This is a genomic window from Paucibacter sp. DJ2R-2 (genome assembly GCF_025717675.1).
GTDB lineage: Bacteria > Pseudomonadota > Gammaproteobacteria > Burkholderiales > Burkholderiaceae_C > Paucibacter_A.
Window position 1 is genome coordinate 1 of the sequence record NZ_JAJIRT010000011.1, and the last position, 26,165, is coordinate 26,165.

At 64.9% G+C, this 26,165-nt stretch carries 22 protein-coding genes and 1 pseudogene; 17 read left to right on the forward strand and 6 right to left on the reverse strand.

Going from position 1 to position 26,165, the window contains the following annotated elements:
• Positions 1-102: pseudogene (locus LNV28_RS20830) on the forward strand (ABC transporter ATP-binding protein); the annotation flags it as partial.
• Between the two features lie 88 nt (positions 103-190).
• Here LNV28_RS20830 and LNV28_RS20835 read toward each other — a convergent pair.
• From LNV28_RS20835 to LNV28_RS20845, 3 genes are all read right to left on the reverse strand, one after another.
• A complete protein-coding gene (locus tag LNV28_RS20835) occupies positions 191-769 on the reverse strand; it encodes a ParB N-terminal domain-containing protein (protein WP_263520024.1) in 579 nt (192 codons plus the stop codon).
• Positions 770-890: 121 nt separating this feature from the next.
• Complete coding sequence (locus tag LNV28_RS20840) at positions 891-1,907, reverse strand: HpcH/HpaI aldolase/citrate lyase family protein (RefSeq protein ID WP_263520025.1); 1,017 nt, start codon at positions 1,905-1,907, stop codon at positions 891-893.
• Between the two features lie 117 nt (positions 1,908-2,024).
• Complete coding sequence (locus tag LNV28_RS20845) at positions 2,025-3,011, reverse strand: malate dehydrogenase (protein WP_263520026.1); 987 nt, start codon at positions 3,009-3,011, stop codon at positions 2,025-2,027.
• 309 nt (positions 3,012-3,320) lie between these two features.
• Here LNV28_RS20845 and LNV28_RS20850 point away from each other — a divergent pair, with 309 nt between their 5' ends.
• The 12 genes from LNV28_RS20850 (at position 3,321) to purL (ending at position 18,249) form a co-directional block, all read left to right on the forward strand.
• On the forward strand, positions 3,321-4,148 hold the full coding sequence (locus LNV28_RS20850; protein WP_411970006.1) for a GntR family transcriptional regulator: 828 nt from the start codon (positions 3,321-3,323) through the stop codon (positions 4,146-4,148).
• 116 nt (positions 4,149-4,264) lie between these two features.
• Positions 4,265-4,705 carry a succinate dehydrogenase, cytochrome b556 subunit gene (sdhC, locus tag LNV28_RS20855; RefSeq protein WP_263520027.1) on the forward strand — a complete coding sequence of 147 codons (441 nt, stop codon included), beginning with the start codon at positions 4,265-4,267 and terminating at the stop codon, positions 4,703-4,705.
• Positions 4,706-4,737: 32 nt separating this feature from the next.
• Positions 4,738-5,097, forward strand: coding sequence for a succinate dehydrogenase, hydrophobic membrane anchor protein (sdhD, locus tag LNV28_RS20860; protein ID WP_263520028.1), 360 nt, complete (start codon positions 4,738-4,740; stop codon positions 5,095-5,097).
• The gene (sdhA, locus tag LNV28_RS20865) at positions 5,097-6,899 is read left to right on the forward strand and encodes a succinate dehydrogenase flavoprotein subunit (protein ID WP_263520030.1); all 1,803 of its coding nucleotides are present in this window, start codon (positions 5,097-5,099) and stop codon (positions 6,897-6,899) included. Before sdhD ends, sdhA begins: the two co-directional genes overlap by 1 nt.
• Positions 6,900-6,945: 46 nt before the next feature.
• Positions 6,946-7,650, forward strand: coding sequence for a succinate dehydrogenase iron-sulfur subunit (locus LNV28_RS20870; protein ID WP_263520031.1), 705 nt, complete (start codon positions 6,946-6,948; stop codon positions 7,648-7,650).
• Between the two features lie 22 nt (positions 7,651-7,672).
• Positions 7,673-7,969, forward strand: a complete 297-nt coding sequence (locus LNV28_RS20875; RefSeq protein ID WP_263520032.1) for an FAD assembly factor SdhE — start codon at positions 7,673-7,675, stop codon at positions 7,967-7,969.
• Between the two features lie 31 nt (positions 7,970-8,000).
• Positions 8,001-9,311 carry a citrate synthase gene (gene gltA / locus LNV28_RS20880; protein ID WP_263520033.1) on the forward strand — a complete coding sequence of 437 codons (1,311 nt, stop codon included), beginning with the start codon at positions 8,001-8,003 and terminating at the stop codon, positions 9,309-9,311.
• A 371-nt stretch (positions 9,312-9,682) separates the two neighbouring features.
• Positions 9,683-10,726 (forward strand): LacI family DNA-binding transcriptional regulator, encoded by a 1,044-nt coding sequence (locus LNV28_RS20885; RefSeq protein WP_263520035.1) that lies wholly within the window; start codon positions 9,683-9,685, stop codon positions 10,724-10,726.
• Between the two features lie 23 nt (positions 10,727-10,749).
• Positions 10,750-11,670 (forward strand): ribokinase, encoded by a 921-nt coding sequence (locus LNV28_RS20890; protein ID WP_263520036.1) that lies wholly within the window; start codon positions 10,750-10,752, stop codon positions 11,668-11,670.
• Between the two features lie 64 nt (positions 11,671-11,734).
• On the forward strand, positions 11,735-12,751 hold the full coding sequence (locus LNV28_RS20895) for a nucleoside hydrolase (RefSeq protein WP_263520037.1): 1,017 nt from the start codon (positions 11,735-11,737) through the stop codon (positions 12,749-12,751).
• Positions 12,752-12,793: 42 nt separating this feature from the next.
• Complete coding sequence (locus LNV28_RS20900) at positions 12,794-14,110, forward strand: TRZ/ATZ family hydrolase (RefSeq protein WP_263520038.1); 1,317 nt, start codon at positions 12,794-12,796, stop codon at positions 14,108-14,110.
• Positions 14,111-14,253: 143 nt separating this feature from the next.
• Positions 14,254-18,249, forward strand: a complete 3,996-nt coding sequence (purL, locus tag LNV28_RS20905) for a phosphoribosylformylglycinamidine synthase (RefSeq protein ID WP_263520039.1) — start codon at positions 14,254-14,256, stop codon at positions 18,247-18,249.
• A 141-nt stretch (positions 18,250-18,390) separates the two neighbouring features.
• On the opposite strand, the gene LNV28_RS20910 is transcribed toward purL, so the two are convergent.
• The 3 genes from LNV28_RS20910 to LNV28_RS20920 form a co-directional block, all read right to left on the reverse strand.
• On the reverse strand, positions 18,391-19,395 hold the full coding sequence (locus LNV28_RS20910) for an LLM class flavin-dependent oxidoreductase (protein WP_263520040.1): 1,005 nt from the start codon (positions 19,393-19,395) through the stop codon (positions 18,391-18,393).
• 9 nt (positions 19,396-19,404) lie between these two features.
• Positions 19,405-22,119 (reverse strand): PAS domain S-box protein, encoded by a 2,715-nt coding sequence (locus LNV28_RS20915; protein ID WP_263520041.1) that lies wholly within the window; start codon positions 22,117-22,119, stop codon positions 19,405-19,407.
• Positions 22,120-22,222: 103 nt separating this feature from the next.
• On the reverse strand, positions 22,223-23,338 hold the full coding sequence (locus LNV28_RS20920) for a S1C family serine protease (protein WP_263520042.1): 1,116 nt from the start codon (positions 23,336-23,338) through the stop codon (positions 22,223-22,225).
• A 169-nt stretch (positions 23,339-23,507) separates the two neighbouring features.
• Between LNV28_RS20920 and LNV28_RS20925 the strand changes: the two genes are divergently transcribed.
• The 4 genes from LNV28_RS20925 (at position 23,508) to LNV28_RS20940 (ending at position 26,131) form a co-directional block, all read left to right on the forward strand.
• The gene (locus tag LNV28_RS20925) at positions 23,508-24,221 is read left to right on the forward strand and encodes an acetyltransferase domain-containing protein (RefSeq protein ID WP_263520191.1); all 714 of its coding nucleotides are present in this window, start codon (positions 23,508-23,510) and stop codon (positions 24,219-24,221) included.
• Positions 24,218-24,976, forward strand: coding sequence for a 23S rRNA (guanosine(2251)-2'-O)-methyltransferase RlmB (gene rlmB / locus LNV28_RS20930; protein ID WP_263520043.1), 759 nt, complete (start codon positions 24,218-24,220; stop codon positions 24,974-24,976). The genes LNV28_RS20925 and rlmB overlap by 4 nt, the downstream gene beginning before the upstream one ends.
• A gap of 41 nt (positions 24,977-25,017) precedes the next feature.
• Positions 25,018-25,650 carry a uracil phosphoribosyltransferase gene (gene upp / locus LNV28_RS20935; RefSeq protein ID WP_263520044.1) on the forward strand — a complete coding sequence of 211 codons (633 nt, stop codon included), beginning with the start codon at positions 25,018-25,020 and terminating at the stop codon, positions 25,648-25,650.
• A 235-nt stretch (positions 25,651-25,885) separates the two neighbouring features.
• Positions 25,886-26,131, forward strand: a complete 246-nt coding sequence (locus LNV28_RS20940) for a hypothetical protein (protein ID WP_263520200.1) — start codon at positions 25,886-25,888, stop codon at positions 26,129-26,131.
• Positions 26,132-26,165 lie beyond the last annotated feature (34 nt).

Consider the following 26,165-nt stretch of genomic DNA (forward strand, 5'->3'; position numbering starts at 1 on the left):
AACCGAGGCTATGTGATGGAGTCGGGGCTGGTGACCATGACGGGCGAGGGTCAGGCCTTGCTCAATGACCCCAAGGTGCGGGCGGCTTATCTGGGCGAGTGAAGCGGGGCGGCAGCAGCCGCCGCGTTCCGCACAAAACAAAAGAGACCCTCGGGTCTCTTTTTGTTGGCAGGGCCTAGGCCCTCTTTCTTTACTTGCGTTTCTTGCCAGCGGCCTTCGCTGCAGGAGCTGGTGGCGGCGTTTGCGGCTCGCTCGGGGTGATGCCGATTCCGCCCTCGGTCAGGGGCTCGTTCACCTGGGCCATGGCCACTTGCTCGGCGTGCTGGCAACCGTCCACCAAGCGCTGGCCGATGCGGGTGTTCATCAGCATGGACTTGGCTGGAATCTGCAGCCAGACCACGCCGGCTTGCTTGTCCTCAAGTCGGACCGCGCCGGTCGTGGTCGGCTCCGGCGCCATGTTGTAGATGGTGCGGCCGAATTGCAGGCGGAAGCGGCCCGGCTGCTCGGGGTGGGGGGTCACGGACACCTTGCTTTTGAATTCGCAATTGGCTTCGCCGGCATGCACATGGGGCGCCACAGCCAACTGCTCTTCGCTCAGGGGGCTGTGATCCTCGGTGGCGATCTCGGGCGCTGCCGTAGCAGCGGCTGGCTTGAGCTTGGCCGCCAGGCGGTTGCGCGGCTTGGCGCTCTCCACGGCTGCCGACCAGGAACTTGCGCTCACGGCCGCCAGTGCGAAGGCGATCACAGTCGATTTCAATCGGGTGTTCATGACAGTTGAGGCCTCTTGAGGCAGATGCATTCGGAATGCCACCATTGTCGCTCCGCACCGAGGCGGCTGGGGTAATCGTTTGCCAGCAAATGCAAGCAGGGGTGCCTGCCTGCCACCAGCCTTAAGCGGCGTCGTACTCGCCTGCAAAGTAGGCTTGGCGTGCCTCGATCGGCAGGGGCTGGCCGGTGCGGTGAGCGCGCTCCAGCACATGCCAGAAATAGCGATAGCTGGCCCGGTCATGCAAGCTGTCGCGGTGCTGGATGGGCGCCCACTGTGCGGCTTGGGCCGCTTGGATGATCTCCAGTGCCTCATCGAGCTCGGCAGCGCTGGGCGCAAAAGCGTCGAGGATGGGCTGGATCTGGGCGGGGTGGATGCTCCACATGCGGGTGTAGCCGAACTCACGCGCGGCCCGGCTGGCGGCTTGCTGCAAGGCGGCGCTGTCTTTGAATTCGGTCACGACGCAATGCGATGGGGTTTTGGCATGGGCATGGGCTGCCGCAGCAATCTCCAACTTGGCGCGCGCCACCAGCGGGTGGCTGAATTGGCCTTCGGCCGTCAGTGCATGGCGAGGAATGGCGCCGCGATGGGCCGAGACGAAGTCCATGAGCCCGAAGGACAGCGATTCGATCCGAGGGTGGGCCGCGATCTGCGCGACATCACGCAGCGCTCCATGGGTTTCGATCAGGGTGTGCAAGGGCAGGGGCTTGGCGATGCCGTGGCGCAGCAAGCTCGCGTCGATGAAGTCACAGGCGTGTTGGAGATCGGCCGCGCTACGAGGCTTGGGGATCATCAAATAGGCCAGGCACTCGCCCGAGCCGGCCAGCAGGCCTTCGACATCGGCTTCAAACGCCGGGTGATCGAAAGGGTGGACGCGAGCCCCGACCCGGCCATGGCGGTTCAGGCTGCTGTTCAGCAGTTCGTTCACGCATTGCACATGCTCGGCCTCGCCGCCAATCGGCGCGCCGTCCTCGCAGTCCAGGGTGATGTCGAACACCGGGCCCATCTCGGCTTGCAACTCCAGGCTTTTGCGCATGCGTGCCTCGACGCCGCAGTAGTGGTCGACCACGGGAAGGCTGACGGCACGGTCTCCGTCCTCGAACAGGGCCAGTTTGGGGTGCAGGGCAGGCAGGGCGCTCATGACGGTCGGACTCGTTGCGTGGTTCAGGCGATGTGGTGGAAACAAATCGGGCCGGCATGAATGCCATGCCGGCCCGATTCTCAGTTCAAACAGCCCGCGCTGCGGGCTTCAGCGGCATCACAGCAGGTGCTTAACACCGTCTTGCTCGGCCAGCAGTTCGTCCAGAGTCTTCTTGATGCACTCTTGCGAGAAGGCATCGATCTCCAGACCTTCGACGATCTTGTATTCGCCGCCTTCGCAGGTGACGGGATAGCCGAACATGACTTCCTTGGGGATGCCGTATTCGCCGTTCGAGGGGATGCCCATGGTGACCCACTTGCCTTGGGTGCCCAGGGCCCAGTCGCGCATGTGGTCGATGGCGGCGTTGGCGGCCGAGGCAGCCGAGGACAGGCCGCGTGCTTCGATGATGGCGGCACCGCGCTTGCCCACGGTGGGCAAGAAGGTGTCCTTGTTCCAGACCTGGTCGTTGATCATGTCCTTGACCGAGGCGCCGTCGATGGTGGCGTAGCGGTAGTCGGCATACATGGTCGGCGAGTGGTTGCCCCACACAGCCAGTTTCTCGATGGCGGCCACCGGCTTGCCGGTCTTGGCGGCGATCTGCGAAGCGGCGCGGTTGTGGTCCAGGCGCAGCATGGCGGTGAAGTTCTTGGCCGGCAGGTCCGGGGCCGACTTCATGGCGATGTAAGCATTGGTGTTGGCGGGGTTGCCGACCACCAGCACCTTGACGTTGCGCGAAGCCACGGCGTTCAGGGCCTTGCCCTGGGCCGTGAAGATCTGGCCGTTGATGGAAAGCAGCTCGGCACGCTCCATGCCGGCCTTGCGCGGCATCGAGCCGACCAGCAGGGCGTAGTCGGTGTCCTTGAAGGCTTGCATCGGGTCGCTGTGGGCTTCAATGCCGACCAGCAGAGGGAACGCGCAGTCTTCCAACTCCATGATCACGCCCTTGAGCGCTTTTTGCGGGCCTTCGACGGGCACTTCCAGCAATTGCAGGATCACGGGCTGGTCCTTGCCCAGCATTTCGCCGGAGGCGATGCGGAACAGCAGGGCATAGCCAATTTGGCCGGCGGCGCCGGTGACGGCAACGCGAACGGGTTTCTTGCTCATGGAGTGACTCCGAAGGTTGGGATGTAGAAACGAATCGGTACTGCAAAAAATTCGCTGGACGCTGCCCTGCGGACGAGCCGCTTGCCTGAGCCGGCGGTGAACCAGGCCGGGCGCAGCGAGTGCGCGGCAAGTGTAGGACAGACTCCGGGCATTCCCCTATGCTGGGGCTCGTTTGGCTTGCAGATTGGGGCTGCAAAACCGGGCTTTATGGTGAAAATCTGACAGTCTTGTGTCTTATACAAGACTTGAGTGCTCGGATTTGATGATCCGTCTGGACTCGGTCGCCTTGCCTGTGCTGCAATGCCGGCCATGCCCGTCAGCCCGCCTTCCAGCGTCATCACGAAAATGCGTTCGCCCGCCGACAAAGGCGGCGTGGCAGAGCTCGGCTCGGATGTCGCGGCCGGCGCCTCGCTCGGCCTCGGTTCGGCTGCGTTCAGTCCGCTCTACCGGCAGATCAAGGGCTTGCTGATCGGCCGTTTGCAGGCCGGTGAGTGGAAGGCCGGCGAGGCCATCCCGAGCGAGCTGGAGTTGGCAGCGCGTTTTGGCGTCAGCCAAGGCACCGTGCGCAAGGCCATTGACGAGATGGCAGCCGAGAATTTGTTGGTGCGGCGCCAGGGCAAGGGGACGTTTGTCAGCACCCATGCCGAACAGAAGCAGCAGTACCGTTTTTTGCGCTTGATGCCCGATGAGGGCAGCGAATCGCTGGGGCGCCAATTGCTCGATTGCAAGCGCCTGCGTGCGCCGGCGGCCATCGCGCGCCAGCTGCAGTTGCGCACCGGCGACCCCATGCTTGAAGTGCGCCGCTTGTTGCATAGCAAGGGCGAGCCCGTGGTCCTGGATGACATCTGGTTGCCAGGGCAGCTGTTCAAAGGCCTCAGCAGCGAACTCTTGAACCAGCACCGCGGTCCGTTCTATGGCTTGTTCGAGACCGAGTTCGGGGTCCACATGATCCGTGCTCAGGAGAAGATCCGGGCGGTGCCCGCCGACGCCGAAAGCGCGGCCTTGCTGCAGGTCGCGCCTGGGACGCCCTTGCTCAGCGTGGAGCGCCTGTCATTCACCTATGGGGATAAACCGGTAGAGTTGCGCCGCGGCCTCTACAACACGGCCTCGCACTTCTACCGCAATGAGCTGAACTGAGTCTTGCAGCAGTGAATTGCCACTCTCTGCGTTGTGTCCGGCGCACTTGTTTCGGCAGCCCTCGTGCTGCATTGCAATAAACTCCCGTGGTTTCACGTTGATTACAAAGGTTGGGTATGACAGACGCCAGCAATTCAAAAGCAAAAAATCGACCGGTCTATCGCAACATCCATGTGACCGAGATCATCTCCTACCGTCTGCCGCCGGCCGGCATCGTGTCCATCCTGCATCGCATCAGCGGCCTGCTGATGTTCCTGCTGCTGCCCTTCATCATCTGGATGTTTGACGCCAGCGTCACTTCGGAAATCTCCTACGAGAGCTTCACCAACGCTTTTGTGGCCGGCATTGGCTTCGTGCCTGCCTGGTTCGTCAAGCTGACCGTGCTGGGCCTGATCTGGGGCTATCTGCACCACTTCATCGCTGGCGTGCGCCATCTGTGGATGGACGCCACCCACAGCGTGAGCAAGGAGCAGGGCCACAACTCGGCCGTCATCACGCTGGCTTTGAGTGTGTTGCTGACCTTGCTGCTGGGCGCCAAGCTGTTCGGCCTGTACTGATCGATGGCCATCTAGGAAAGAAGAGACAAACAATGAGTACTTTTGGCTCCAAACGCATCGTTGTCGGTGCGCATTACGGTCTGCGTGACTGGCTGGCACAACGTGTCACGGCCGTCCTGATGGCTTTGTTCACGGTGGTCTTGCTGGCGCAGTTCCTGATGCCCGGTGAACTCGGCTACGACCGCTGGGCGGGCATCTTCTCGCAGCAGTGGATGAAGGTTCTGACCTTTGTGGTCATCATTTCGCTGGCCTACCACGCGTGGGTCGGTGTTCGGGATATCTGGATGGACTATGTGAAGTCGGTCGCGCTGCGCCTGACTCTGCAGGTGGTCACGCTGGTGTGGTTGGTGGGTTGCGCCGGCTGGGCGATCCAAGTGCTGTGGAGACTGTGATGACGGTGGCGAACAACAAGACAATTCCTAAGCGCAAGTTTGATGTGGTCATCGTCGGAGCCGGTGGCTCGGGCATGCGCGCATCCTTGCAGCTCTCTCTGGCCGGCCTGAATGTGGCCGTGCTGTCCAAAGTTTTCCCGACCCGCTCGCACACCGTGGCCGCTCAGGGTGGCGTCAGCGCTTCGCTGGGCAATATGAGCGAGGACAACTGGCACTATCACTTCTTCGACACCGTCAAGGGTTCGGACTGGCTGGGTGACCAGGACGCGATCGAGTTCATGTGTCGCGAAGCGCCCAAGGTGGTGTACGAGCTTGAGCACTTCGGCATGCCCTTCGACCGAAACGCCGACGGCACCATCTACCAGCGTCCCTTCGGCGGCCACACCGCCAATTACGGCGAAAAGCCGGTGCAGCGTGCCTGCGCTGCGGCCGACCGTACCGGTCACGCCATGCTGCACACCCTGTACCAGCAGAACGTCAAGGCCAAGACGCAGTTCTTCGTCGAGTGGATGGCCCTGGACCTGATCAAGGACGAGGCCGGCGATGTGGTCGGTGTGACCGCGTTGGAAATGGAAACCGGCGAACTGCACATCATGGAGGCCAAGACTGTCTTGCTGGCCACCGGTGGTGCCGGTCGCATCTTCGCGGCGTCTACCAATGCCTTCATCAACACCGGTGACGGCTTGGGCATGGCGGCGCGTGCCGGCATCCCGCTGGAAGACATGGAGTTCTGGCAGTTCCACCCGACCGGCGTGGCCGGTGCAGGCGTGCTGCTGACCGAAGGCTGCCGTGGCGAAGGCGCGATCCTGCGCAACTGCAATGGCGAGCGCTTCATGGAGCGCTATGCACCGACGCTGAAGGACCTGGCGCCGCGTGACTTCGTGTCCCGCTGCATGGACCAGGAGATCAAGGAAGGCCGTGGCTGTGGTCCCAACAAGGACTATATCGAGCTGGACATGACCCACCTCGGCGCCGAGACCATCATGAAGCGCCTGCCCTCGGTGTTCGAGATCGGCCACAACTTCGCCAACGTCGATATCACCAAGGAGTCCATCCCGGTGGTGCCGACCATCCACTATCAGATGGGTGGCATCCCGACCAATATTTACGGTCAGGTTGTGGCGCCCAAGGACGGCAACCCGAATGCGGTGGTCAATGGCCTGTACGCTGTGGGCGAATGTGCTTGCGTCAGCGTGCACGGCGCCAACCGCCTGGGCACGAACTCGCTGCTGGACCTGCTCGTCTTCGGCCGCGCGGCCGGCAACCACATCGTCGAGTCGGGCCTGAAACAGAAGCTGCACAAGGCGCTGCCGGCCGACGCTGGCGCGCAGTCGGTCGCTCGCCTGGAGCGTCTGGACCAGAGCAGCTCGGGCGAGTACGCCCAGGATGTGGCCAACGACTTGCGCGCCGCCATGCAGCTGCACGCCGGTGTGTTCCGTACCCAGGAGTCGCTCAACGCAGGTGTGGGCAAGATCGCCGAGATCGCCGCCAGGGTGAAGAACATCACCCTGAAAGACAAGTCCAAGGTCTTCAACACCGCGCGCATCGAGGCTCTGGAAGTTGAAAACCTGATCGAGGCGGCGCAAGCCACCATCGTGTCGGCCGCGGCCCGCACCGAAAGCCGCGGCGCGCACACGGTCAATGACTACGGCGACACGCCCGAGCACCCGAACGGCCGCAATGATGCGCAGTGGATGAAGCACACGCTCTGGTATTCGGCCGGCAACCGCCTGGACTACAAGCCGGTCAATCTGAAGCCGCTGACGGTCGAGTCGATCCCGCCGAAGGTTCGCACCTTCTGATCGACTCCGCACCGACCACCTGCGACCCGAATATCAAGGACACCCCATGACCAAGCGTACCTTCCAGATCTACCGCTACGACCCGGACAAGGATGCCAAGCCCTATATGCAGACCCTCGAGGTCGAGCTGGACGGCTCCGAGCGCATGCTGCTGGACGCGCTGATGAAGCTCAAACAGGTCGACCCGACCCTGAGCTTCCGCCGCTCCTGCCGCGAAGGCGTGTGCGGCTCCGACGCCATGAACATCAACGGCAAGAACGGTCTGGCTTGCCTGACCAATATGCGCACCTTGCCAGGTGTTGTGGTGCTCAAGCCGCTGCCGGGCCTGCCGGTGGTGCGGGACCTGATCGTCGACATGACGCAGTTCTTCAAGCAGTACAACTCGATCAAGCCTTTCCTGATCAACGACACGCCGCTGCCTGACAAGGAGCGTCTGCAGTTCCCTGAAGAGCGCGACGAGCTGAACGGCCTGTATGAGTGCATCCTGTGCGCCAGCTGCTCGACCAGCTGCCCCAGCTTCTGGTGGAACCCGGACAAGTTCGTCGGTCCCGCCGGTCTGCTGCAGGCCTATCGTTTCATCGCCGACAGCCGCGACCAAGCCACGGCCGAGCGCCTGGACAATCTGGAAGATCCGTACCGCCTCTTCCGTTGCCACACCATCATGAACTGCGTCGATGTCTGCCCCAAGGGTCTGAACCCCACCAAGGCCATCGGCAAGATCAAGGAAATGATGGTGCGCCGCGCTGTTTGACGCGCCTGCACCCGCCCTGGCCATGAGCACAGCAGCTGCCATCACCCCTGCACCGGACGCGCTGATCGACGAGCGCGCCCTGTCCAAGCTGCGCTGGCGTTGCCGGCGCGGTTTGTTGGAGAACGATCTCTTGATCGAGCGCTTCTTCAACACTTACGCGGACAGCCTGACCGAAGCGCAAGCCCAAGGGCTGCGGGATTTGATGGATTTGTCCGATAACGATCTGCTGGACCTGCTGCTGCGCCGCAAGGAGCCCGAAGGCGACTTGCTGCGCCCCGATGTTGAAGAAGTCCTGAGCCTCATCAGGACTGCCCCGTAAAAGTTTTCCCAAGAAGTCAAAGGACCTGCTCATGACACCGTCTGACGTCAAAGCCACCCTGTCGTTCTCCGACGGCAGCCCGCAAATGGACCTGCCCATTTACAAGGGTTCGGTCGGCCCGGATGTGATCGACATCCGCAAGCTGTACGCGCAGACGGGCAAGTTCACCTACGACCCGGGCTTCCTGTCCACGGCGTCGTGCAACTCCACCATCACCTATATCGACGGTGACAAGGGCGAGCTGCTGTACCGCGGCTACCCGATTGAGCAGCTGGCCGTCAACTGCGACTATCTCGAGACCTGCTATCTGCTGCTCTACGGAGAGCTGCCGAACGAGACGCAGAAGGGCGATTTCGAGAACCGCGTCATGCACCACACCATGGTGAATGAGCAGATGCAGTTCTTCCTGCGTGGCTTCCGCCGCGACGCACACCCGATGGCCGTGATGACCGGCTTGGTGGGTGCCATGTCGGCCTTCTATCACGACAGCACCGACATCAATAACCCCGAGCATCGTGAGATCGCGGCGATCCGCCTGATTGCCAAGATGCCGACCCTGGTGGCCATGGCCTACAAGTACACCATCGGTCAGCCCTACATCTACCCGAAGAACGACCTCAGCTACGCCGGCAACTTCATGCGCATGATGTTCGCCACTCCCTGCGAGGATTACAAGCCCAATGACGTGCTGGTGCGCGCCATGGACCGCATCTTCACCCTGCACGCCGACCACGAGCAGAACGCTTCGACCTCGACCGTGCGCCTGTGCGGCTCGTCGGGTACAAATCCGTTTGCTGCCATCGCGGCCGGCGTGGCCTGCTTGTGGGGCCCCGCTCACGGTGGCGCCAACGAGGCTTGCCTGAACATGCTGGGTGACATCCAGAAGCAGGGCGGCGTCGACAAGATTGGCGAGTTCATCAAGCAGGTCAAGGACAAGAACTCCGGCGTCAAGCTGATGGGCTTCGGTCACCGCGTCTACAAGAACTACGACCCGCGCGCCAAGCTGATGCGCGAGACCTGCTACGAGGTCTTGGGCGAGCTGGGCCTGCAGGACGACCCGCTGTTCGAACTGGCCATGAAGCTGGAAAAGATCGCGCTGGAAGACGAATACTTCGTCGCCCGCAAGCTCTATCCGAACGTCGACTTCTACTCGGGCATCGTGCAGCGCGCCATCGGCATCCCGGTGCCGCTGTTCACCGCCATCTTCGCCTTGGCCCGCACGGTCGGCTGGATCGCCCAGTTGAACGAAATGATTGGCGACCCGGAGTACAAGATCGGCCGTCCGCGTCAGCTCTTCGTCGGCGCCAACTCGCGCAACGTCAAGCCCATCGGCGAGCGTTGAGCGTCGCCCGCAGACCGGGTTGATCCCGGTCCGTTGGCCTGCTGCCGCAGGTCACAATGCAGCCCCTGCCGGTCATCGGCCGCAGGGGCTGTTTTTTTGCGTCTCGGTCTTGCTGGTCGTGCCGGCGGAGGGTCGAAATTGGCTCTGATCGAGTGTCGATCGACGCCGGTTCAAGCGCTCAAACCCTGCTTTGCGCAAATTCCCAGTTTGCATGTGCGCAGAATGCGTCTTGCATCGGCTATGCTTCGGCCTCGTTGGCAAACGTTTGCCAACCCCAATAAGTCACATCAAAAGAGAGATAGCTCGGTTTTCGGCATTTCGGTGCAGAAGCCAGAGCTGTCCGTCAGCGAGACCGTGCGAGTGTTGATCCTGTGAGCACCATCAAAGATGTCGCAGCCCTGGCCGGGGTGTCCTTCACCACCGTGTCCCATGTGCTGAACGAGACCCGCCCGGTCAGTGCCGATGCGCGCCGCCGTGTCTTGGCCGCAGTCGAGGAAATCGGCTACCTGCCCAGCGCGGTGGCGCGCTCGCTGCGCAAGAGCGAAACCAAGATCGTTGGCGTGCTCGTGCCCAATGTGCAGAACCCCTTCTTCGCCGAACTGGTCTGCGGCGTCGAAGAGAGCTGCCGTCTGGCGGGCTATTCGGTGTTCCTCTGCAATTCCGACAACGACCCCAAGCGCCAGCAGCAGTACATGCGCACCTTGCTGGAAAAACGCGTGGATGGCCTGCTGCTGTCCTCGGCCGGCGACGACGAAGCCCTGGCCCGCATCTTCAAGCTGGCCAGCGTGCCCTCGGTGACCGTGGACCGTCTGGTGCCGGGCGCGCGCGCCGACCGGGTGTCGGTGCACAACCAGCAAGGCGCTTACAAGGCCGTGCGCCATCTGATCGAGCTCGGCCACCGCCGCATCGCTTGCATCAGCGGCCCGGCCGAGTTTGAAGTGGCGCGCGAGCGGATCGAGGGCTGGCGCCGTGCCCTGCAGGAAGCAGGCATCACGCCGGACGAGCGCTGGGTGATCGAGAGCGATTTCAGCAGCCCCGGCGGCTACGACGCCGCGCGGCGCCTGCTGATGGCTCAAGCCCAGCCAGCGCTTGGCGCCGACGCGCCCTTCACCGGCATCTTCGCCAGCAACGACATGATGGCGGTCGGCGCGCTGCGCGCTGCTGCAGAGTTGGGCCTGCGCGTGCCGCAGCAGCTCTCGGTGGTCGGTTTCGACGACATCGAGCTCAGCCGCTACGTCTTTCCGGCGCTGACCACGGTGGGCTGCTCCATCAAGGAGCTGGGCCATGAGGCCGGCCGCGTGCTGATCGAACGCATCGAGAACCCGGGTGCCGCTCTGAAAGATGTTTTGTTGACCCCGCGCCTGGTTGTGCGCGAGAGCACGGCCGCACCCGAGGCGGCACTGGTCGCCCCCTGATTTTGAAATCGGTAGAACTCAAGATGACAGCACGCAGCGTGACCGTGGTCGGCAGCCTCAATATCGACATGCTGGCCCATTCCGAGCGCTTGCCCGAGCCGGGCGAGACTCTGGTGGGAGAGTGCTTTGTGATGACACCCGGAGGCAAGGGCGCCAACCAGGCTGTGGCTGCGGCCCGCCTCGGTGCCCATGCGGCTTTTCTGTCGCGCGTAGGCACGCGCCAGTACGGCAGTGAGCTGCTGCAGGCGCTGGAGGGTGAGGGCATCGATTGCCGCGCCGTGCACCGCGACCCTGAAGCTTTGCCAGGAATCGCCGTCATCATGGTGGCCAGCCGCGACGGCGAGAACGCCATCGTCTACGTGCCGGGCAGCAATGCCCAGCTGAGCACGGCCGATGTTCAAGCTGCCCGTGAGCAACTGCAAGCCAGCGCCGTGGTGGTGGCTCAGCTGGAGGTGCCGGTGCCGGCCATTCTGGCGGCCTTCGAAATTGCGCGGGCGGCCGGTGCCATCACGGTACTCAATGCCGCGCCGGCCCTGGCTGTGCCGGCCGAGCTGCTGGCGCTCAGCGACTGGCTGGTGGTCAATGAGACCGAGGCTTTGTTGATGGCTGCCGGCGATGCATCGCTCGATGTCGCCGCCGCGGCAGAGTGTTTGCGTGCCCGTGGGCCGGCCCAGGTGCTGGTGTCGCTGGGCGCCAAGGGCGCATTGCTGTGCAATGCCGAGGGTCAGGTCTTGTTGCCGGCCCAAGCGGTCAAGGCGGTGGAGACCGTCGGCGCCGGCGACACCCTGGTCGGCGGCTTGGCCGCAGCTTTGGCCGAAGGGCAGAGCGCGCAAGCGGCCGTTCGCCTCGGGCAAGCCGCTGCTGCGCTGGCGGTCAGCCGCCCCGGGGTGCAAGATGCCATGCCGCGCCGCGCTGAATTGGGCGCCGCGTTTGCGCCGCTCTGAACGAATCAATGATGAAGGAGAAGCGATTGGCTTCTCCGAGTGAGTTTTTGGAAGCAGTACCGTCATGACTGATCTCTCGCACCGCCCCCGCTCGGTGATTTTCGACACCGACCCCGGCATTGACGACGCCATGGCGCTGTTCCTGCTGGCCCGTCATCCGACGCTGAAGCTGCGCGCCGTGACCTCGGTGTTCGGCAATGCCTCGATCGATGTGACCACGCGCAATGCGCGCGCGCTCTGCGCCTTTTACGGCCAACCGGTGCCCGTCGCCGCCGGCGCTGCAGGCCCTTTGTTCGCGCATGCCGCGCGGCCGCATTCCACCCATGTTCATGGTGAAGACGGCTTGGGCGGCCGCGCCGAATTGGCCCTGACTGATCAAAACCTGGCCCCGCTCGACCCGCGCCCTGCGCATGAGCTGATCTGCGACATGGTCAATGCCGAACCGGGCGAGATCACGCTGATCGCCGTCGGTCCCATGACCAATCTGGCCCTGGCCCTGCAGCATGACCCCGGCATCGCCGCCAAGGTGGCCCAGGTCATCATCATGGGCGGCGCTTTTGGCACGAACGGCCACAGCGGCAATGTCACGCCCGTGGCCGAAGCCAACATCATCAACGACCCCGAGGCGGCCGATCAGGTGTTGGCCGCGCCCTGGCCGGTGGTGGTCGTCGGTCTGGACGTGACCCATGCGGTGGTGATGCAGGAGTCCTACCTCGACGGCCTGCGCGGCCGGGGCGGGCAGGGCGCTGCGGTGGGCGAGTTTCTCTGGCAGGCCACCCGCCACTACCAGGACTTCTATCACAACGTGGCCGGCATCGAGGGCATCTACGGCCATGACGCCAGCGCGATTGCCTATGCCATCGACCCGAGCCTGTTCACCCTGCGCGCCGGCCCGGTGCGGGTGGTGACCGAGGGCCTGGCCGTGGGCCAGACCATCCAGAACACCCGGCCCGCGGCCAGTCTGACGGCCCCCTGGGACCAGAGCCCCGTGCAGCAGGTCTGCGTGGCCGTCGATGGCCCGCGACTTCTGGCGCTTTTTGAGCAGGTGTTTGACCCATCGTTCGACCGCCCCGCCGCCTAAAGTCTGGCCCCATCCACCCATTCATCCCCGGAGTTCCCGAACATGAGCACGACGACGATCCTGAAAGCCCGCTGGCTGCTGACCATGACCCCCGGCAGCGAGGTGCTGAACGAGCACGCCCTGGTCATGAAGGGCGAGCGCATCGCCGCCATCCTGCCCTGGGCCGAGGCTGAAGCGCAGTTCCCCGATGCGGAGCGCGTGGAACTGGGTCAACATGTGCTGATCCCCGGTCTGATCAATGGCCACACCCATTCGGCCATGTCCCTGCTGCGCGGCGTGGCCGACGATGTGCCGCTGATGGACTGGCTCAACAACCACATTTGGCCGTTGGAGAAGAAGTGGGTCAGCGAGGACTGGACCTACCAGGGCAGCCTGCTCTCGGCCGCCGAGGCCTTGCGCGGTGGCGTCACCTACCTCAATGACATGTATTTCTTCCCCACGGCCATGGCCCGCGCCGCGGTGGATTCGGGCATCCGCGCCGGCGTGTCCATCAATGTGATCGACTTCCCCACCGGCTATGCCTCTGGCCCGGACGACTACATCGCCAAGGGCGTGGCCGCCTACGAGCAGTTCAAGGGGGAGGCCTTGCTGGATTGGACCAGCGCGCCGCATGCGCCCTACACCGTGTCGGACGAGACCTTCGTCAAGCTGCGCGAGCTGTCCGAGCGCTTGGACCTCCAGATGCACTGCCACATCCACGAAACCGAAGATGAGGTGCAAGGCAGCCTGAAGCAGTACGGCATGCGTCCGCTGGAGCGCCTGAACAAGCTGGGCCTGTTGAACAGCAAGATGATGGCCGTGCACATGGTGCACCTGAACGAGGACGAAATCGCCATGCTGGCCCGCCAGGGCGTGCATCTGGTGCACAACCCCAACTCCAACCTCAAGCTGGCCTCGGGCGTGGCGCCGATCACGGCGCTGGAGGCGGCAGGCGTCAACACCATCCTCGGCACCGATGGCGCGGCCTCCAACAACCGCCAGGATATGTTCGGTGAGATCCGCGCTGCCGCCTTGCTGGCCAAGGGCACGACGCAAAACAGCACCACCGTCTCGGCCCGTACCGCGCTGGAAATGGCCACCATCCGCGCCGCCAAGGCCATGGGCCGCGAGGCGGATCTGGGCTCGCTGGAAGTGGGCAAGCTGGCCGATGTGGTGGCCGTCTCGCTCGACGCGCTGGAATGCCGCCCGGTCTACCACGCCGACGCGCAGCTGGTCTACGTGGCCGGCCGCGAGCATGTCTCCGACGTCTGGGTCGGCGGTCGCCGCGTTCTCAAGGGCCGAGAGCTGACCACTCTGGATCAGGGCGCCCTGCTGGACCGCGTGGACGCCATCGTCCATGCCATGAAAACCGAGCGCTGAAGCGCGGGAACGCTGAAGCAAAGAGGGGCCGCCAGGAATTCTTGGCAGGCCCCTTCGTTGCTTTGTCCGGCCAGGTCCCGCGCTCTCGGTAGAATCCCGCACCTTCACACGGCATCTTGGCCGTGCCATCCACGCGGGACACCATGGCAACACCCAAGCACTTGCTTTCTTTCGAGGGCGGCAACGCTCTATCCGCCTTCCGGGCTCAGGCCTTGCTGCCGCAGCTGCAGGCGATCAACGAACGTATCAACAGTGTGCAAGCGCGCCATGTGCATTGGGTCTGGGCCGATGCGGCCCTGGATGCGGACGCTGGCGCCAAGCTGGCCGCGCTTCTGAACTATGGCGACGTCTACGCAGGCGGCGAAGACGGCCATCTGGTGGTGGTGGCGCCGCGCCTGGGCACGGTCAGCCCCTGGGCTTCCAAGGCCACCGACATCGCCCACAACTGCGGCCTGAACATCCACCGCGTCGAGCGCGTCACCGAGTACCGCATCACCCTCAAGAGCGGCCTGCTGGGCGGCACCAAGACCCTGAGCCAGGCCGAGCTGATCGCCTGTGCCGATCTGCTGCACGACCGCATGACCGAGAGCGTGCTGCTGGCCCGCGAGGACGCCGCCCACCTGTTCGACGAAAAGACGGCCCAGCCGCTGGAGCATGTCGATGTGCTGGGCCAGGGCCGCGCCGCCCTGGTGGCCGCCAACAAGACCTTCGGCCTGGCCCTGTCCGAAGACGAAATCGATTACCTCGAGAACGCCTTCCAGACCTTGAAGCGCAACCCCAGCGACGTCGAGCTGATGATGTTCGCGCAGGCTAATTCCGAGCATTGCCGTCACAAGATCTTCAATGCCAAGTTCACGGTCGACGGCGTCGACCAGGATCTGAGCCTGTTCGGCATGATCCGCAACACCGAGAAGCTGAGCCCGCAGCACACGGTCAAGGCCTATTCGGACAATGCCTCGGTCATGGAAGGCCACCACATCGAGCGTTGGATGCCGGCCGGCGACCAACGCGCCCCTCAGTACCAGGCCCGCGAGGAGCTGGCCCATGTGCTGATGAAGGTCGAGACCCACAACCACCCGACCGCCATCTCGCCCTACCCCGGTGCCTCGACCGGCGCCGGCGGTGAAATCCGCGACGAAGGCGCCACTGGCCGCGGCTCCCGCCCCAAGGCCGGCCTGACCGGCTTTTCGGTCTCCAACCTGCACCTGCCGGGCCTGAGCGAGCCCTGGGAGCAAAACCCGGTCGGCAAGCCCAGCCACATCGCCAGCGCCTTGCAGATCATGATCGAAGGCCCGCTCGGTGGCGCGGCCTTCAACAACGAATTCGGCCGCCCCAATCTGAACGGCTACTTCCGCGTCTACGAGCAGAAGGTGGATGGCATTCAGCGCGGCTATCACAAGCCCATCATGATCGCCGGTGGCCTGGGCGCCATCCGCGACGACCAGACGCAGAAGATCGAGTTTCCCGCCGGCTCCCTGCTGGTGCAGCTGGGCGGCCCCGGCATGCGCATCGGCATGGGCGGCAGCGCCGCCAGCTCGATGGCGGCCGGCACCAACACCGCCGACCTGGACTTCGACTCGGTGCAGCGTGGTAACCCCGAGATCGAGCGGCGTGTGCAGGAGGTGATCAACCACTGCTGGGGTCTGGGCGAGAAGAACCCCATCCTGGCCATCCACGATGTGGGCGCCGGTGGCATCTCCAATGCCTTCCCCGAGCTGGTCAACGACGCCCATCGCGGCGCGGTCTTCGATCTGCGCAAGGTGCCGCTGGAAGAGTCCGGCATGGCGCCCAAGGAAATCTGGTGCAACGAGAGCCAGGAGCGCTATGTGCTGGCCATTGCCGCCGACAGCCTGGACCTGTTCCAGCGCATGTGCGAGCGCGAGCGCTGCCCCTTCGCCGTGGTCGGCGTGACCACCGAGCAGCGCGAGCTGATCCTGGAAGACGGCCCCGGCGGCCAGCGCGCCGTGGACATGCCCATGGACGTGCTGCTGGGCAAGCCGCCCAAGATGCACCGCGAGGTCAGCCGCGTCGCCCGCGATGCCGGCAGCCTGGACCTGAACGGCGTCAGCCTGGCCAGCGTGGCCCAGACCGTGCTGCGCCACCCGACCGTGGCCTCCAAGCGCTTCCTGATCACCATCGGTGACCGCACGGTCGGTGGCCTGAACAGCCGCGACCAGATGGTTGGCCCCTGGCAGGTGCCGGTGGCGGATTGCGCCGTGACCCTGGCCGACTACAAGGGCTTCGCCGGTGAAGCCATGGCCATGGGCGAGCGCACGCCGCTGGCGGCCGTGGACGGCCCGGCCTCGGGCCGCATGGCGGTGGCCGAGTCCATCACCAACCTGCTGGCCGCGCCGATCGAGCTGCCACGCGTCAAGCTCAGCGCCAACTGGATGGCCGCCTGCGGCGAACCCGGTGAAGACGCCGCCCTGTTCGACACCGTCAAGGCGGTCGGCATGGAGCTGTGCCCGGCCCTGGGCGTGTCCATCCCCGTGGGCAAGGACTCCCTGTCCATGCGCACCCGCTGGAGCGATGCGCAAGGCAGCGAGCAGCAGGTGACGGCCCCCGTCTCCTTGATCATCACCGCGTTTGCCTCGGTGGCCGACGTGCGCGGCACGTTGACCCCTCAGCTCAAGACCGATGTCGGCGACAGCAGCCTGATCCTGGTCGACCTGGGTGCCGGCCAGCACCGCATGGGCGGCTCCATCCTGGCCCAGACCCTGAACCAGTTTGGCGGCGCCGTGCCCGATCTGGACGACGCCGGCTTGCTCAAGAGCCTGGTCGCTGCGGTCAATGAGCTGCGCGCCGCCGGCCAGCTGCTGGCTTACCATGACCGCGGCGACGGCGGCCTCTGGGCCACGGCCTGCGAAATGGCTTTTGCCGGCCATGTGGGCGTGAGCCTCAATGTCGACATGCTGGTCATCGAAGGGGACGGCGTCAGCGACAGCCGCGCCGACACCGGCGATGCCAAGAACTGGGCCACGCAAGTGGGTGCGCGCCGCGAAGAGCTGACGCTCAAGGCCTTGTTCAGCGAAGAGCTGGGCGTGCTGCTGCAGGTGCGCACGGCCGACCGCGACGCCGTGCTGCAGGTGCTGCGCCGCCATGGCCTGTCCAAGCTCAGCCATGTGGTGGGCAAGCCCAATGGCAATGGTCAGGTCGAGGTCTGGCGCGATGCCAAGAAGGTCTACAGCGAATCGCTGGAACACCTGCACAAGAGCTGGGACGAGGTGTCCTGGCGCATCAACCAGCTGCGCGACAACCCGGCCTGCGCCGACAGCGAGCATGCCCAGGCGGGCCTGGCCAGCGACCCCGGCCGCCATGTGCATCTGAGCTTCGACCCGAACGTGGATGTGGCCGCGCCCTTCATCGCCACCGGCGCCCGCCCCAAGCTGGCCATCCTGCGCGAGCAAGGCGTCAACTCGCATGTCGAAATGAGCTACGCCATGGCGCAGGCGGGCTTCGACACCTATGACGTGCACATGAGCGATCTGCAGGCCGGCGCAGTGACGCTGGAGCAGTTCAAGGGCTTTGTGGCCTGCGGCGGTTTCAGCTACGGCGACACCCTGGGCGCCGGCGAAGGCTGGGCCCGCTCGGTGATGTTCAACCCGGTGCTGGCCGAGCAGTTCAAGGCCTTCTTCGCCCGCGGTGACAGCTTCGCCCTCGGGGTGTGCAATGGCTGCCAGATGATGGCGGCGCTGTCGCCCATCATCCCGGGCGCGCAGCACTGGCCCAAGTTCACGCGCAACAAGAGCGAGCAGTTCGAAGCCCGCCTGGCCATGGTGGAAGTGCTGGAGTCGCCCAGCCTGTTCTTCCAGGGCATGGCCGGCAGCCGCCTGCCCATCGCCGTGGCGCACGGCGAAGGTTTTGCCGACTTCTCGCAGCGCGGCGATGCGGCCCAGGTCGCACGCGCCATGCGCTATGTTGACCATTCGGGCCAAGCCACCGAGACCTATCCGCTCAACCCCAACGGCAGCCCGGACGGCCTGACCTCGGTGACCACCGCCGATGGCCGCTTCACCGTGCTGATGCCGCACCCGGAGCGCGTGTTCCGCAATGTGCAGCTGAGCTGGACTTCGGGCGATGTCAGCGACTACAGCCCGTGGATGCGGATGTTCCGCAACGCCCGCAAAGCCCTGGGCTGATTTTTTACTGCGCGGCCGCCAGGCGTCATTGGTCCGGTGCTCGGAATCCTCACGTACCAAAGTACGTTCCGGTTCCTGTGCACCGTCCGCCTAGCCTGACAGCCGCTCGCTACGAAAATCCTCACGCTCAGGGGCAATAGCTCAGCTCTTGAGCTCCGCGAGCTGCGCCAGCAGCTCGTAGGAGCGCAGCCGGGCCTGGAAATCATGCACCGCCGCGGCGACGATGAACTCGTCGGCGCCGGTGCGCTCCTGCGTGGCGCGCAGGCCCGCGCGCACCGTCATCGGCGAGCCGACAATGGATTCGGCCAGCATGCGCTCAGCCCCCAGGCGCTCGGCAGGCGAGGCCGCGGCCCACAGCGGCGCCATGCTGTCCACCGGCCGCGGCAGCGGCCCGCGCTGGCCGCGCTGCATGCCGAGAAAGCGCTGCTGCAAGGAGCTGAACAAGCGGCCCGCCTCGGCGTCGTTGTCGGCCACGATCACATTGAGCGCCACCATGGCGTGGGATTTCGGGTGTGCCGCGCTGGGCCGGTACTGGCTGCGGTAGAGATCGAGCGCCTGTTGCAGCAGCTCGGGCGCGAAGTGCGAGGCAAACGCAAAGGGCAGGCCCAGATAGGCCGCCAACTGGGCGCTGTAGAGGCTGGAGCCCAGCAGCCAGATCGGCACCTCGGTGCCCTGGCCGGGGATGGCGCGCACGAGCTGCCCCTCTCGGGCCGGCGCCAGATAGGCCTGCAGCTCCATCACATTTTCAGGGAAGCGGTCCTCAGAAGCGCTGCTCAGGTGGCGGCGCAGGGCCCGCATGGTGGGGCCGTCGGTGCCCGGCGCGCGGCCCAGGCCCAGATCGATCCGGCCGGGGTAGAGCGTGGCCAGGGTACCAAAGGCTTCGGCCACGGTCAGCGGCGCATGGTTGGGCAGCATGATGCCGCCCGAGCCGACCCGGATGCGCGTGGTCGCGGCGGCCAGCTGGCCGATCAAGACCGCGGTGGCAGCGCTGGCCACACCGTCCATATTGTGGTGTTCGGCCACCCAGAAGCGTTGGTAGCCCAGGCTGTCGGCGTGGCGCGCCAGGGCGATGCTGTTGAGCAAAGCGCTGCGTGCATCGCTGCCTTCAACAATGGGGGCGAGGTCGAGAATCGAGAGCGAGGTCATTCCACCAGTCTAGGCGTCTGGTGGCTTCGGCACCGGCCTGGGGTCATGGGCCCGGTCCTGGGCTTTGGCGGAGAGCTGCGGTGCCACATAGGGCAGGCGGAAGGTGAAGCGGCTGCCCTTGCCCAACTCGCTGCTGAGTTCGATCTGGCCGCCCAGGATGCCGGTGACGATGTTGTAAACGATGTTGAGGCCCAGCCCGGTGCCGCCGCTGCCCATCTTGGTGGTGAAGAAGGGGTCGAAGGCACGGCGCCGTACCGCCTCGCTCATGCCCACACCGTCGTCCTCCACGACCAGCAGCAGCCAGTCGGGCGAGAGCTCATCGGCGCGGATGGACAGACGCCCATGATCGCGGCCGCCAAAAGCATGGAGCAGGGCGTTCAGCACCAGGTTGTTGATCACCTGGCCCAGCGGGCCGGGGTAGCTGTCCAGCGGGCGCGGTGTGTGCACCTCGCACACCACCTGATAGGGCGTCGTGCGCAGGCGCGGGCGCAGCAGGCTGAGCACATCGTCCAGGGCACTGGCCAGATCGAAAACGCGGCGCTGCGAGCTGGTCTGGTCGACCGAGAGTTGCTTGAAATGCGCCACCAGCTCGGTCGAGGTGCTCAGCGAGCGCAGCAGGATGCTGGCTGCGGTGCCGGCGTCGCGCAAATAGTCGGCCAGGTGTTGGCGGCGCATGCCCGGACCATTGAACTCGGCCTGGATTTCGCGCGTGCGCTCCTCCAGGGTCGATGCCGTGGTCAGGCAATTGCCCAGCGGGGTGTTGAGCTCATGGGCTACACCGGCCACCAGCGAGCCCAGGGCCGCCATTTTTTCCGAGCGCAGCAGCTCGTCCTGTGCCTGGCGCAGGTTGTGCATGGCCTCGGTCAATTCGGCCGTGCGGCTGCTGACCCGGTCTTCCAGCTCGGAATTGAGCTGGACCAGGGCGCGCTCAGCCTGGCGCTGCTCCGTGATGTCGCGTGCGATGCCCAGATAGCCCATGGCCGGGCCGCCGCGGTCGCGCACCATGCTGACGGTCAAGGAGACATCGAGCGCGCTGCCGTCCTTGCGCAGATAGGTCCAGACCCGCGTTTCGCTGCCATGCACCCGCGCCATGGCCACAAAGGTGTCAAAGCCCTGGATGGTCTCGCCCAGGGCCGCGCTGAGTTCCACGGCGCGTTGCTGCACCTCCTCGCGCCGGTGCAGAAAATCCGGGTAGCGCCCCAGCATTTCGCGCTCGTTGTATCCCAGCATGCGCTCCGCGCCGCGGTTGAAAACGGTGATGCGACCGGCGAGATCGGTGGCAATGATGGCAACGTCACTGGCTGAGTCGAGGATGGCTTGCAGGCGATTCAAGGTGTCGGTGAGCGCCGCCTGCGACTCCATCAAGGCCTGCTGCGCGATTTTGGCTGCGCTGATGTTTCGACCGGTGCCACGGTAGCCGGCGAACTGACCTTGGGCATCGAAGAAGGGCACCCCAGAGACGCTGACATGGCGGATGCTGCCGTCGCCCGCATACTGTGCATATTCGAAGTTACGAAAGGGCTCGTGTCGTTCCAGCATGGCCTGGTGGGACGACCAATCTGTGCCCGGCACCAGGGCCGGTGACTCCCAGCGCTTGAGGCCCAGCAAGAGTTGCGAGGGGACTTGGGTGGCGCGTTCCGCCGGGCGCGAGACAAAGCTCAGGCGCAATTCGCGGTCCTGCTCCCAGACCCAGTCGGTGGACAGCTCGGTCAGGCTGCGAAAGCGGGCTTGTTCGGCATCCAGTGCTGCCTGCACCTGGCGGCTGCGATTGATCTCTTCGCCCAGGGTTTGGTTGTGGATGAGCAGAAGACGGCGGCGGTAGACCAGCAGGCCGGCCAGCCAGGTCAGCGCCAGGCTCACTCCCGCGGCTAAAACCGTTTCCATCGAGCGCCAGCTCGGACCCTGGCTCCAGCCCTGGGCCGGGACGCCTGCCAGCATCCAGACGGCACCCGGCAGATTCACGGTGAGCAGCATGGGCTGGCCTTGCGTCAGGCCGCGTTCACCCCAGATCGCATCGCCCAGGCTGCCGGCTTTGAGGCCAGGCAGGTAGAGGCCCAAGCGGAGGTCGCTGCGCCCCTCCAGCCCGGTGTTTTGCATGAAGCGTTGCAGGTCCGCCACGACCGAGATCACGCCCCAGTATTGCGGAGCCTCGCCTTGCCGATTTGGCAGAAAGACCGGCACGCGCTGGATCAGGCCGTAGCCCCCTTGCACCAGCTTGACCGGCCCGACGAGCAAGGGCTGGCCCATCTGACGCGCCCGCTGAATTTGCTCGTGCTGGCGTGGAATCGTGCGGTAGTCCAGGTTCAGGACGGCTTCATTGCCGGCAAGGGGGTAGACGAACTCCGCCACATCATTGGGTGCGGCGACGATGCTGCGGACGTGAGGCAGCAGTCGGATCACCTGGCCGCTCATGGCTTGAAAGCGCGCCTCGGAAATACCGCCGTCCAGGCGAATCAGTGCCTCCAGGCCCAAGGTGGGCGCGAAGGTGGTTTGGGCCACGGCCTCGAGCCGGCTGCGCAGGGCGTTCAGCTCCTGCTGCACCCGCACCTGCTCTTCGGCCAAGGTCTGACCGTGGCGCAGCCAGGCCAGGGCGATGCACAGGCCCAGGCTGATGACGGCGGTCAGCAGGGCCGGCCAGTAAGCCAGAAGTGTGCGGACGAGACTCGGGCGTTCAGGCGCGGGGCTGACGATGGGGGGCGACGGGGGCTGGGGTTGCGGGCTCATCGCCGGTCGGCTGGGTCGCGGATAAGGACGGGTTGAGTTGACGGTATCACAGCGCCGGCGCCCTGCCAGCCGGGAAAGCGCCTGAAGAGTGCCGCTTGTTGCTTCAGTCGGCGCTGCCCAGTTGCACGGCCTGCTTGCGCGTCTTGCCGGCATTCCACAAGCTCAGAGTCACCCGCTCGCCGACCTGGCGTCGCTCGAGCAGGCTCAGCATTTCATCAAGGTCACGCACCGGCTCTTCGTTGACGGCGGTGATGACGTCGCCCGGGATCACGCTGCCGTCGCGGCCACGGGCGAACACCTGCAAGCCGGCTTGTGCTGCCGGGCTGCCTGGGGTCACACGCAGCAGAGCCACGCCCTTGGGCAGCTTGAGCGCCCGGTTGACGTTGTCCGGCGCGGCCGTGATGCCCAGAGCCGGGCGAATCAGGCGGCCGTCGCGTATCAGGCGCGGCACGATGCGGTTGACCTCGTCCACGGGAATCGCAAAACCGATGCCGGCACTGGCGCCGCTCGGGCTGTAGATCGAGGTGTTGACGCCGATCAAGCGGCCGGCCGAGTCGAGCAGGGGGCCGCCCGAGTTGCCCGGGTTGATGGCCGCATCGGTCTGGATGGCGCCGCGGATGGTGCGGCGGGTCACGGACTCGATCTCGCGGTTGAGCGCACTGACGATGCCCAGGGTCAGCGACTGGTCCAGGCCGAAGGGGTTGCCGATGGCATAGACCGATTGGCCCACCTGCAACTCGCGGCTGCTGCCGATGGCGATGGCCGCCAGCTTTTCCTTGGGTGCTTCGATGCGCAACACGGCCAGGTCGCGGTCGGGGAAGCTGCCGACCAGTTTGGCCGGGTAGCTGCTTTGGTCGGACAGCGTGACGGTGGCCGCGTCACCGTCCTGGATGACGTGGAAATTGGTCACCACATGACCGGCATCGTCCCAGATGAAGCCACTGCCGGTGCCACGCGGCTGCTGGGTGATGTTCATGGAAAACAGGTCGCGGCTCAGGGCCAAGGTGGTGATGTGGACCACCGAAGGCGAGACCTTTTTGAAGACGTTGATGTTGTTCTGTTCAGCGGCGTCGAGCGGGCCGCGCGGCTGCACGGCGCGGGGCTCGGCCTGCGGTTTGCTCTGCGCGGTATTGGGCCAGCAGGCACTCAAGGCCACACCGGCCAGCAAGGCCAGAGCGAGCAGGGCGGCTTGGGAGGCAAGGGTGGTGGGCAGTTTCATCGGGCGAGGTGAAGAGGGTCCAGGAGATCAGCGCTTGAGATCGTTGTGCTGAGCCGCGTTTCAAGTCCGGCGTCGTGATTCGGGTGGCTTGCCCGTAGACTGCCGCCATTCTGACTCTTCTCGCGGCACGCTTTTGGCACCCGATCTGATTCCCGCCCCGACCTCAGTGCTGAGGCGGGTGCCTCGCCTCGACGCCTTGCGCGGCGCCGCCATCGTCTGGATGGCGGCTTTCCATTTCTGCTTTGACCTCAACCACTTTGGCTGGATCACGCAGAACTTCTATCGCGACCCCTTCTGGACCGGTCAGCGCACGGCCATCGTCAGCCTCTTTCTGCTTTGCGCCGGCCTGGGTCAGGCCCTGGCCTTGCACCAGGGCCAGCCCTGGTCGCGCTTCTGGCGGCGCTGGGCCCAGGTGGCGGGCTGTGCCTTGCTGGTCAGTGCCGGTTCGGCGCTGATGTTCCCGCGCAGCTTCATCAGCTTTGGCGTCTTGCACGGCATGGCCTTGATGCTCTTGATCCTGCGCGCGCTCGGGCCGCGTTTGCCGCTTTGGGCTTGCCTGGGCTTGGGCCTGCTGGCCTGGAGTGCGCCGCAGTTTTGGACTCATCCCTTCTTTGACAGTCGCTGGACCAACTGGGTTGGCTTGGTCACGCGCTTGCCGATTGCCGAGGACTATGTGCCGGTCCTGCCTTGGCTGGGCATGATGCTCTGGGGCTATGCCGGCGGCCGTTGGCTGTTGGCCGCGCGCCCGGCCTGGCTGGCCGGCGGTTTGGCGGCGCCGCTGCAGCCCTTGGCGGTGCTGGGCCGCTGGTCCTTGAGTTTCTACATGCTGCATCAGCCGGTTTTGATCGGTTTGTTGAGCGCAGCCGCTACGATGCGGGGATGAGCAGCAGCAACAAAATTCTCTTCGGCTTCCATGCCGTGACCGTGCGCCTGAAGACGCACCCTAAATCGATCAGCGAGATCCATGTCGACGCCAGCCGGCGCGATCAGCGCATGCGCCAGTTTGTCGAGCGCGCCACCGAGGCCGGCGCCAAGCTGGTGGACAGCGATGACGATCGCCTGGGCAAGCTGGCCGGCAGCAGCCGCCACCAGGGCGTGGTTGCCCGCGTGCAGCCTCTGGCCATGCAACATTCGCTCGACGCCGTGATGGAAGATCTGGAGGCGGCCGAGGTGATGCCTTTGCTGCTGGTGCTGGACGGCGTGACCGACCCGCACAACCTCGGCGCCTGTCTGCGCGTGGCCGATGGCGCCGGCGCCAACGCCGTGATCGCACCCAAAGACCATGCCGTGGGCCTGAACGCCACCGTGGCCAAGGTCGCCAGCGGCGCGGCCGAGACCGTGCCTTACCTCATGGTGACGAACCTGGCTCGCTCGCTCAATGAACTGAAGGAGCGCGACATCTGGATCATCGGCACCTCGGACCAGGCGACCAAGTCGATCTACGACATCGATCTGAACCGCCCGGTGGCCCTGGTGCTGGGCGCTGAGGGCGACGGCCTGCGCAAGCTCACCGCCAAGACTTGCGATGAGCTGGTCAGCATTCCCATGCTGGGCGCTGTGGAAAGCCTGAATGTCTCGGTCGCAGCAGGGGTGTGCCTCTACGAGGCGCTGCGCCAACGCCGCCCCAGCCAGGGATAATCGGCGGCTCCCACTTTTTCGCACCCAAGAAGAGCACAGCCATGGCCGTCATTGAAGTCCAGCACCCCCTCGTCAAACACAAGATTGGTCTGATGCGCGAGGCCGACATCTCGACCAAGAAGTTTCGCGAGCTGACGGGCGAAGTCGGGCGTCTGCTGGCGTATGAGGCGACGGCCGACTTTCCGCTGGAAAAGACCACGATCGAATGCTGGAGCGGCCCGACGGCCGTGGACCAGATTGCTGGCCGCAAGGTCACGGTCGTGCCCATCTTGCGTGCGGGTCTGGGCATGATGGACGGCGTGTTGGACATGATTCCGAACGCCAAGATCTCGGTCGTGGGCCTGGCCCGCGACCACGAGACCCTGCAGCCGGTCCATTACTTCGAGCGCTTTGTGGGCCAGCTCGACGAGCGAACCGCCCTGATCGTTGACCCGATGCTGGCCACCGGTGGTTCCATGATCGCCACCATCGACCTGCTCAAGAAGCGCGGCTGCAAGGACATCCGTGCCCTGGTGCTGGTCGCCGCACCCGAAGGTGTCGCCGCGCTTGCCGCGGCCCACCCCGATGTGCGCTGCTGGACTGCGGCTATCGACAGCCATCTGGATGAGCAGGGCTACATCATTCCCGGCCTCGGCGACGCCGGCGACAAAATCTTCGGGACAAAAGAAGGCTAGTAGCCTTCTTTTGATCTTTGAGGGCTAGTAGCCTTCATTTAGTCTTTGGTGGGCTAGCAGCCTTCTCTCGATCTTGCGAGGCTAAGCAGGGTCAGCATATGCCCCCGGCAAAGCTGCAAGCACGGAGCTTGAGTGGCAGACACCGTTCAGCTCCTGAAGCAGGCATGTTTTGGACTGGGGCCATTGAGCCAGCGCATGTGGCGCCGCGTGTTCCTTGAAGAGATGGGCCGCCTGATTGACAAGTTGGTACGCCAAGGTGGAGCACCGGTTTCGGGTCATCAAGCGCCAGTTCGGCCATGTGAAGGTGCGCAATTGCGGGTTGGCCGCCCAAAAGCCAGGTCGTGATCGGAACCTGCTTGCCGATCTCGAACTGCTCGATCGGCTTGAGGGCAGGGCGGCGCATCGTTTCGCCATCGATTTCGCCACGCTCCAGCTGCATTTTCAGGCGCTTGAATGCCTCGGCCATAGACAGGCTGCTTGAAGAGTCCGGTATCGATCACCGGGTCATCAACGTC

Coding starts and splice junctions, on each gene's coding strand:
- LNV28_RS20910 (WP_263520040.1), bottom strand. CDS start 19,395: ATGACCTCGCTCTCGATTCTCGACCTCGCCCCCATTGTTGAAGGCAGC.
- LNV28_RS20850 (WP_411970006.1), top strand. CDS start 3,321: ATGCCCGTCAGCCCGCCTTCCAGCGTCATCACGAAAATGCGTTCGCCC.
- upp (WP_263520044.1), top strand. CDS start 25,018: ATGGCCGTCATTGAAGTCCAGCACCCCCTCGTCAAACACAAGATTGGT.
- sdhC (WP_263520027.1), top strand. CDS start 4,265: ATGACAGACGCCAGCAATTCAAAAGCAAAAAATCGACCGGTCTATCGC.
- LNV28_RS20920 (WP_263520042.1), bottom strand. CDS start 23,338: ATGAAACTGCCCACCACCCTTGCCTCCCAAGCCGCCCTGCTCGCTCTG.
- LNV28_RS20870 (WP_263520031.1), top strand. CDS start 6,946: ATGACCAAGCGTACCTTCCAGATCTACCGCTACGACCCGGACAAGGAT.
- LNV28_RS20875 (WP_263520032.1), top strand. CDS start 7,673: ATGAGCACAGCAGCTGCCATCACCCCTGCACCGGACGCGCTGATCGAC.
- LNV28_RS20915 (WP_263520041.1), bottom strand. CDS start 22,119: ATGAGCCCGCAACCCCAGCCCCCGTCGCCCCCCATCGTCAGCCCCGCG.
- LNV28_RS20895 (WP_263520037.1), top strand. CDS start 11,735: ATGACTGATCTCTCGCACCGCCCCCGCTCGGTGATTTTCGACACCGAC.
- sdhD (WP_263520028.1), top strand. CDS start 4,738: ATGAGTACTTTTGGCTCCAAACGCATCGTTGTCGGTGCGCATTACGGT.
- LNV28_RS20900 (WP_263520038.1), top strand. CDS start 12,794: ATGAGCACGACGACGATCCTGAAAGCCCGCTGGCTGCTGACCATGACC.
- sdhA (WP_263520030.1), top strand. CDS start 5,097: ATGACGGTGGCGAACAACAAGACAATTCCTAAGCGCAAGTTTGATGTG.
- LNV28_RS20835 (WP_263520024.1), bottom strand. CDS start 769: ATGAACACCCGATTGAAATCGACTGTGATCGCCTTCGCACTGGCGGCC.
- purL (WP_263520039.1), top strand. CDS start 14,254: ATGGCAACACCCAAGCACTTGCTTTCTTTCGAGGGCGGCAACGCTCTA.
- rlmB (WP_263520043.1), top strand. CDS start 24,218: ATGAGCAGCAGCAACAAAATTCTCTTCGGCTTCCATGCCGTGACCGTG.
- LNV28_RS20845 (WP_263520026.1), bottom strand. CDS start 3,011: ATGAGCAAGAAACCCGTTCGCGTTGCCGTCACCGGCGCCGCCGGCCAA.
- LNV28_RS20840 (WP_263520025.1), bottom strand. CDS start 1,907: ATGAGCGCCCTGCCTGCCCTGCACCCCAAACTGGCCCTGTTCGAGGAC.
- gltA (WP_263520033.1), top strand. CDS start 8,001: ATGACACCGTCTGACGTCAAAGCCACCCTGTCGTTCTCCGACGGCAGC.
- LNV28_RS20890 (WP_263520036.1), top strand. CDS start 10,750: ATGACAGCACGCAGCGTGACCGTGGTCGGCAGCCTCAATATCGACATG.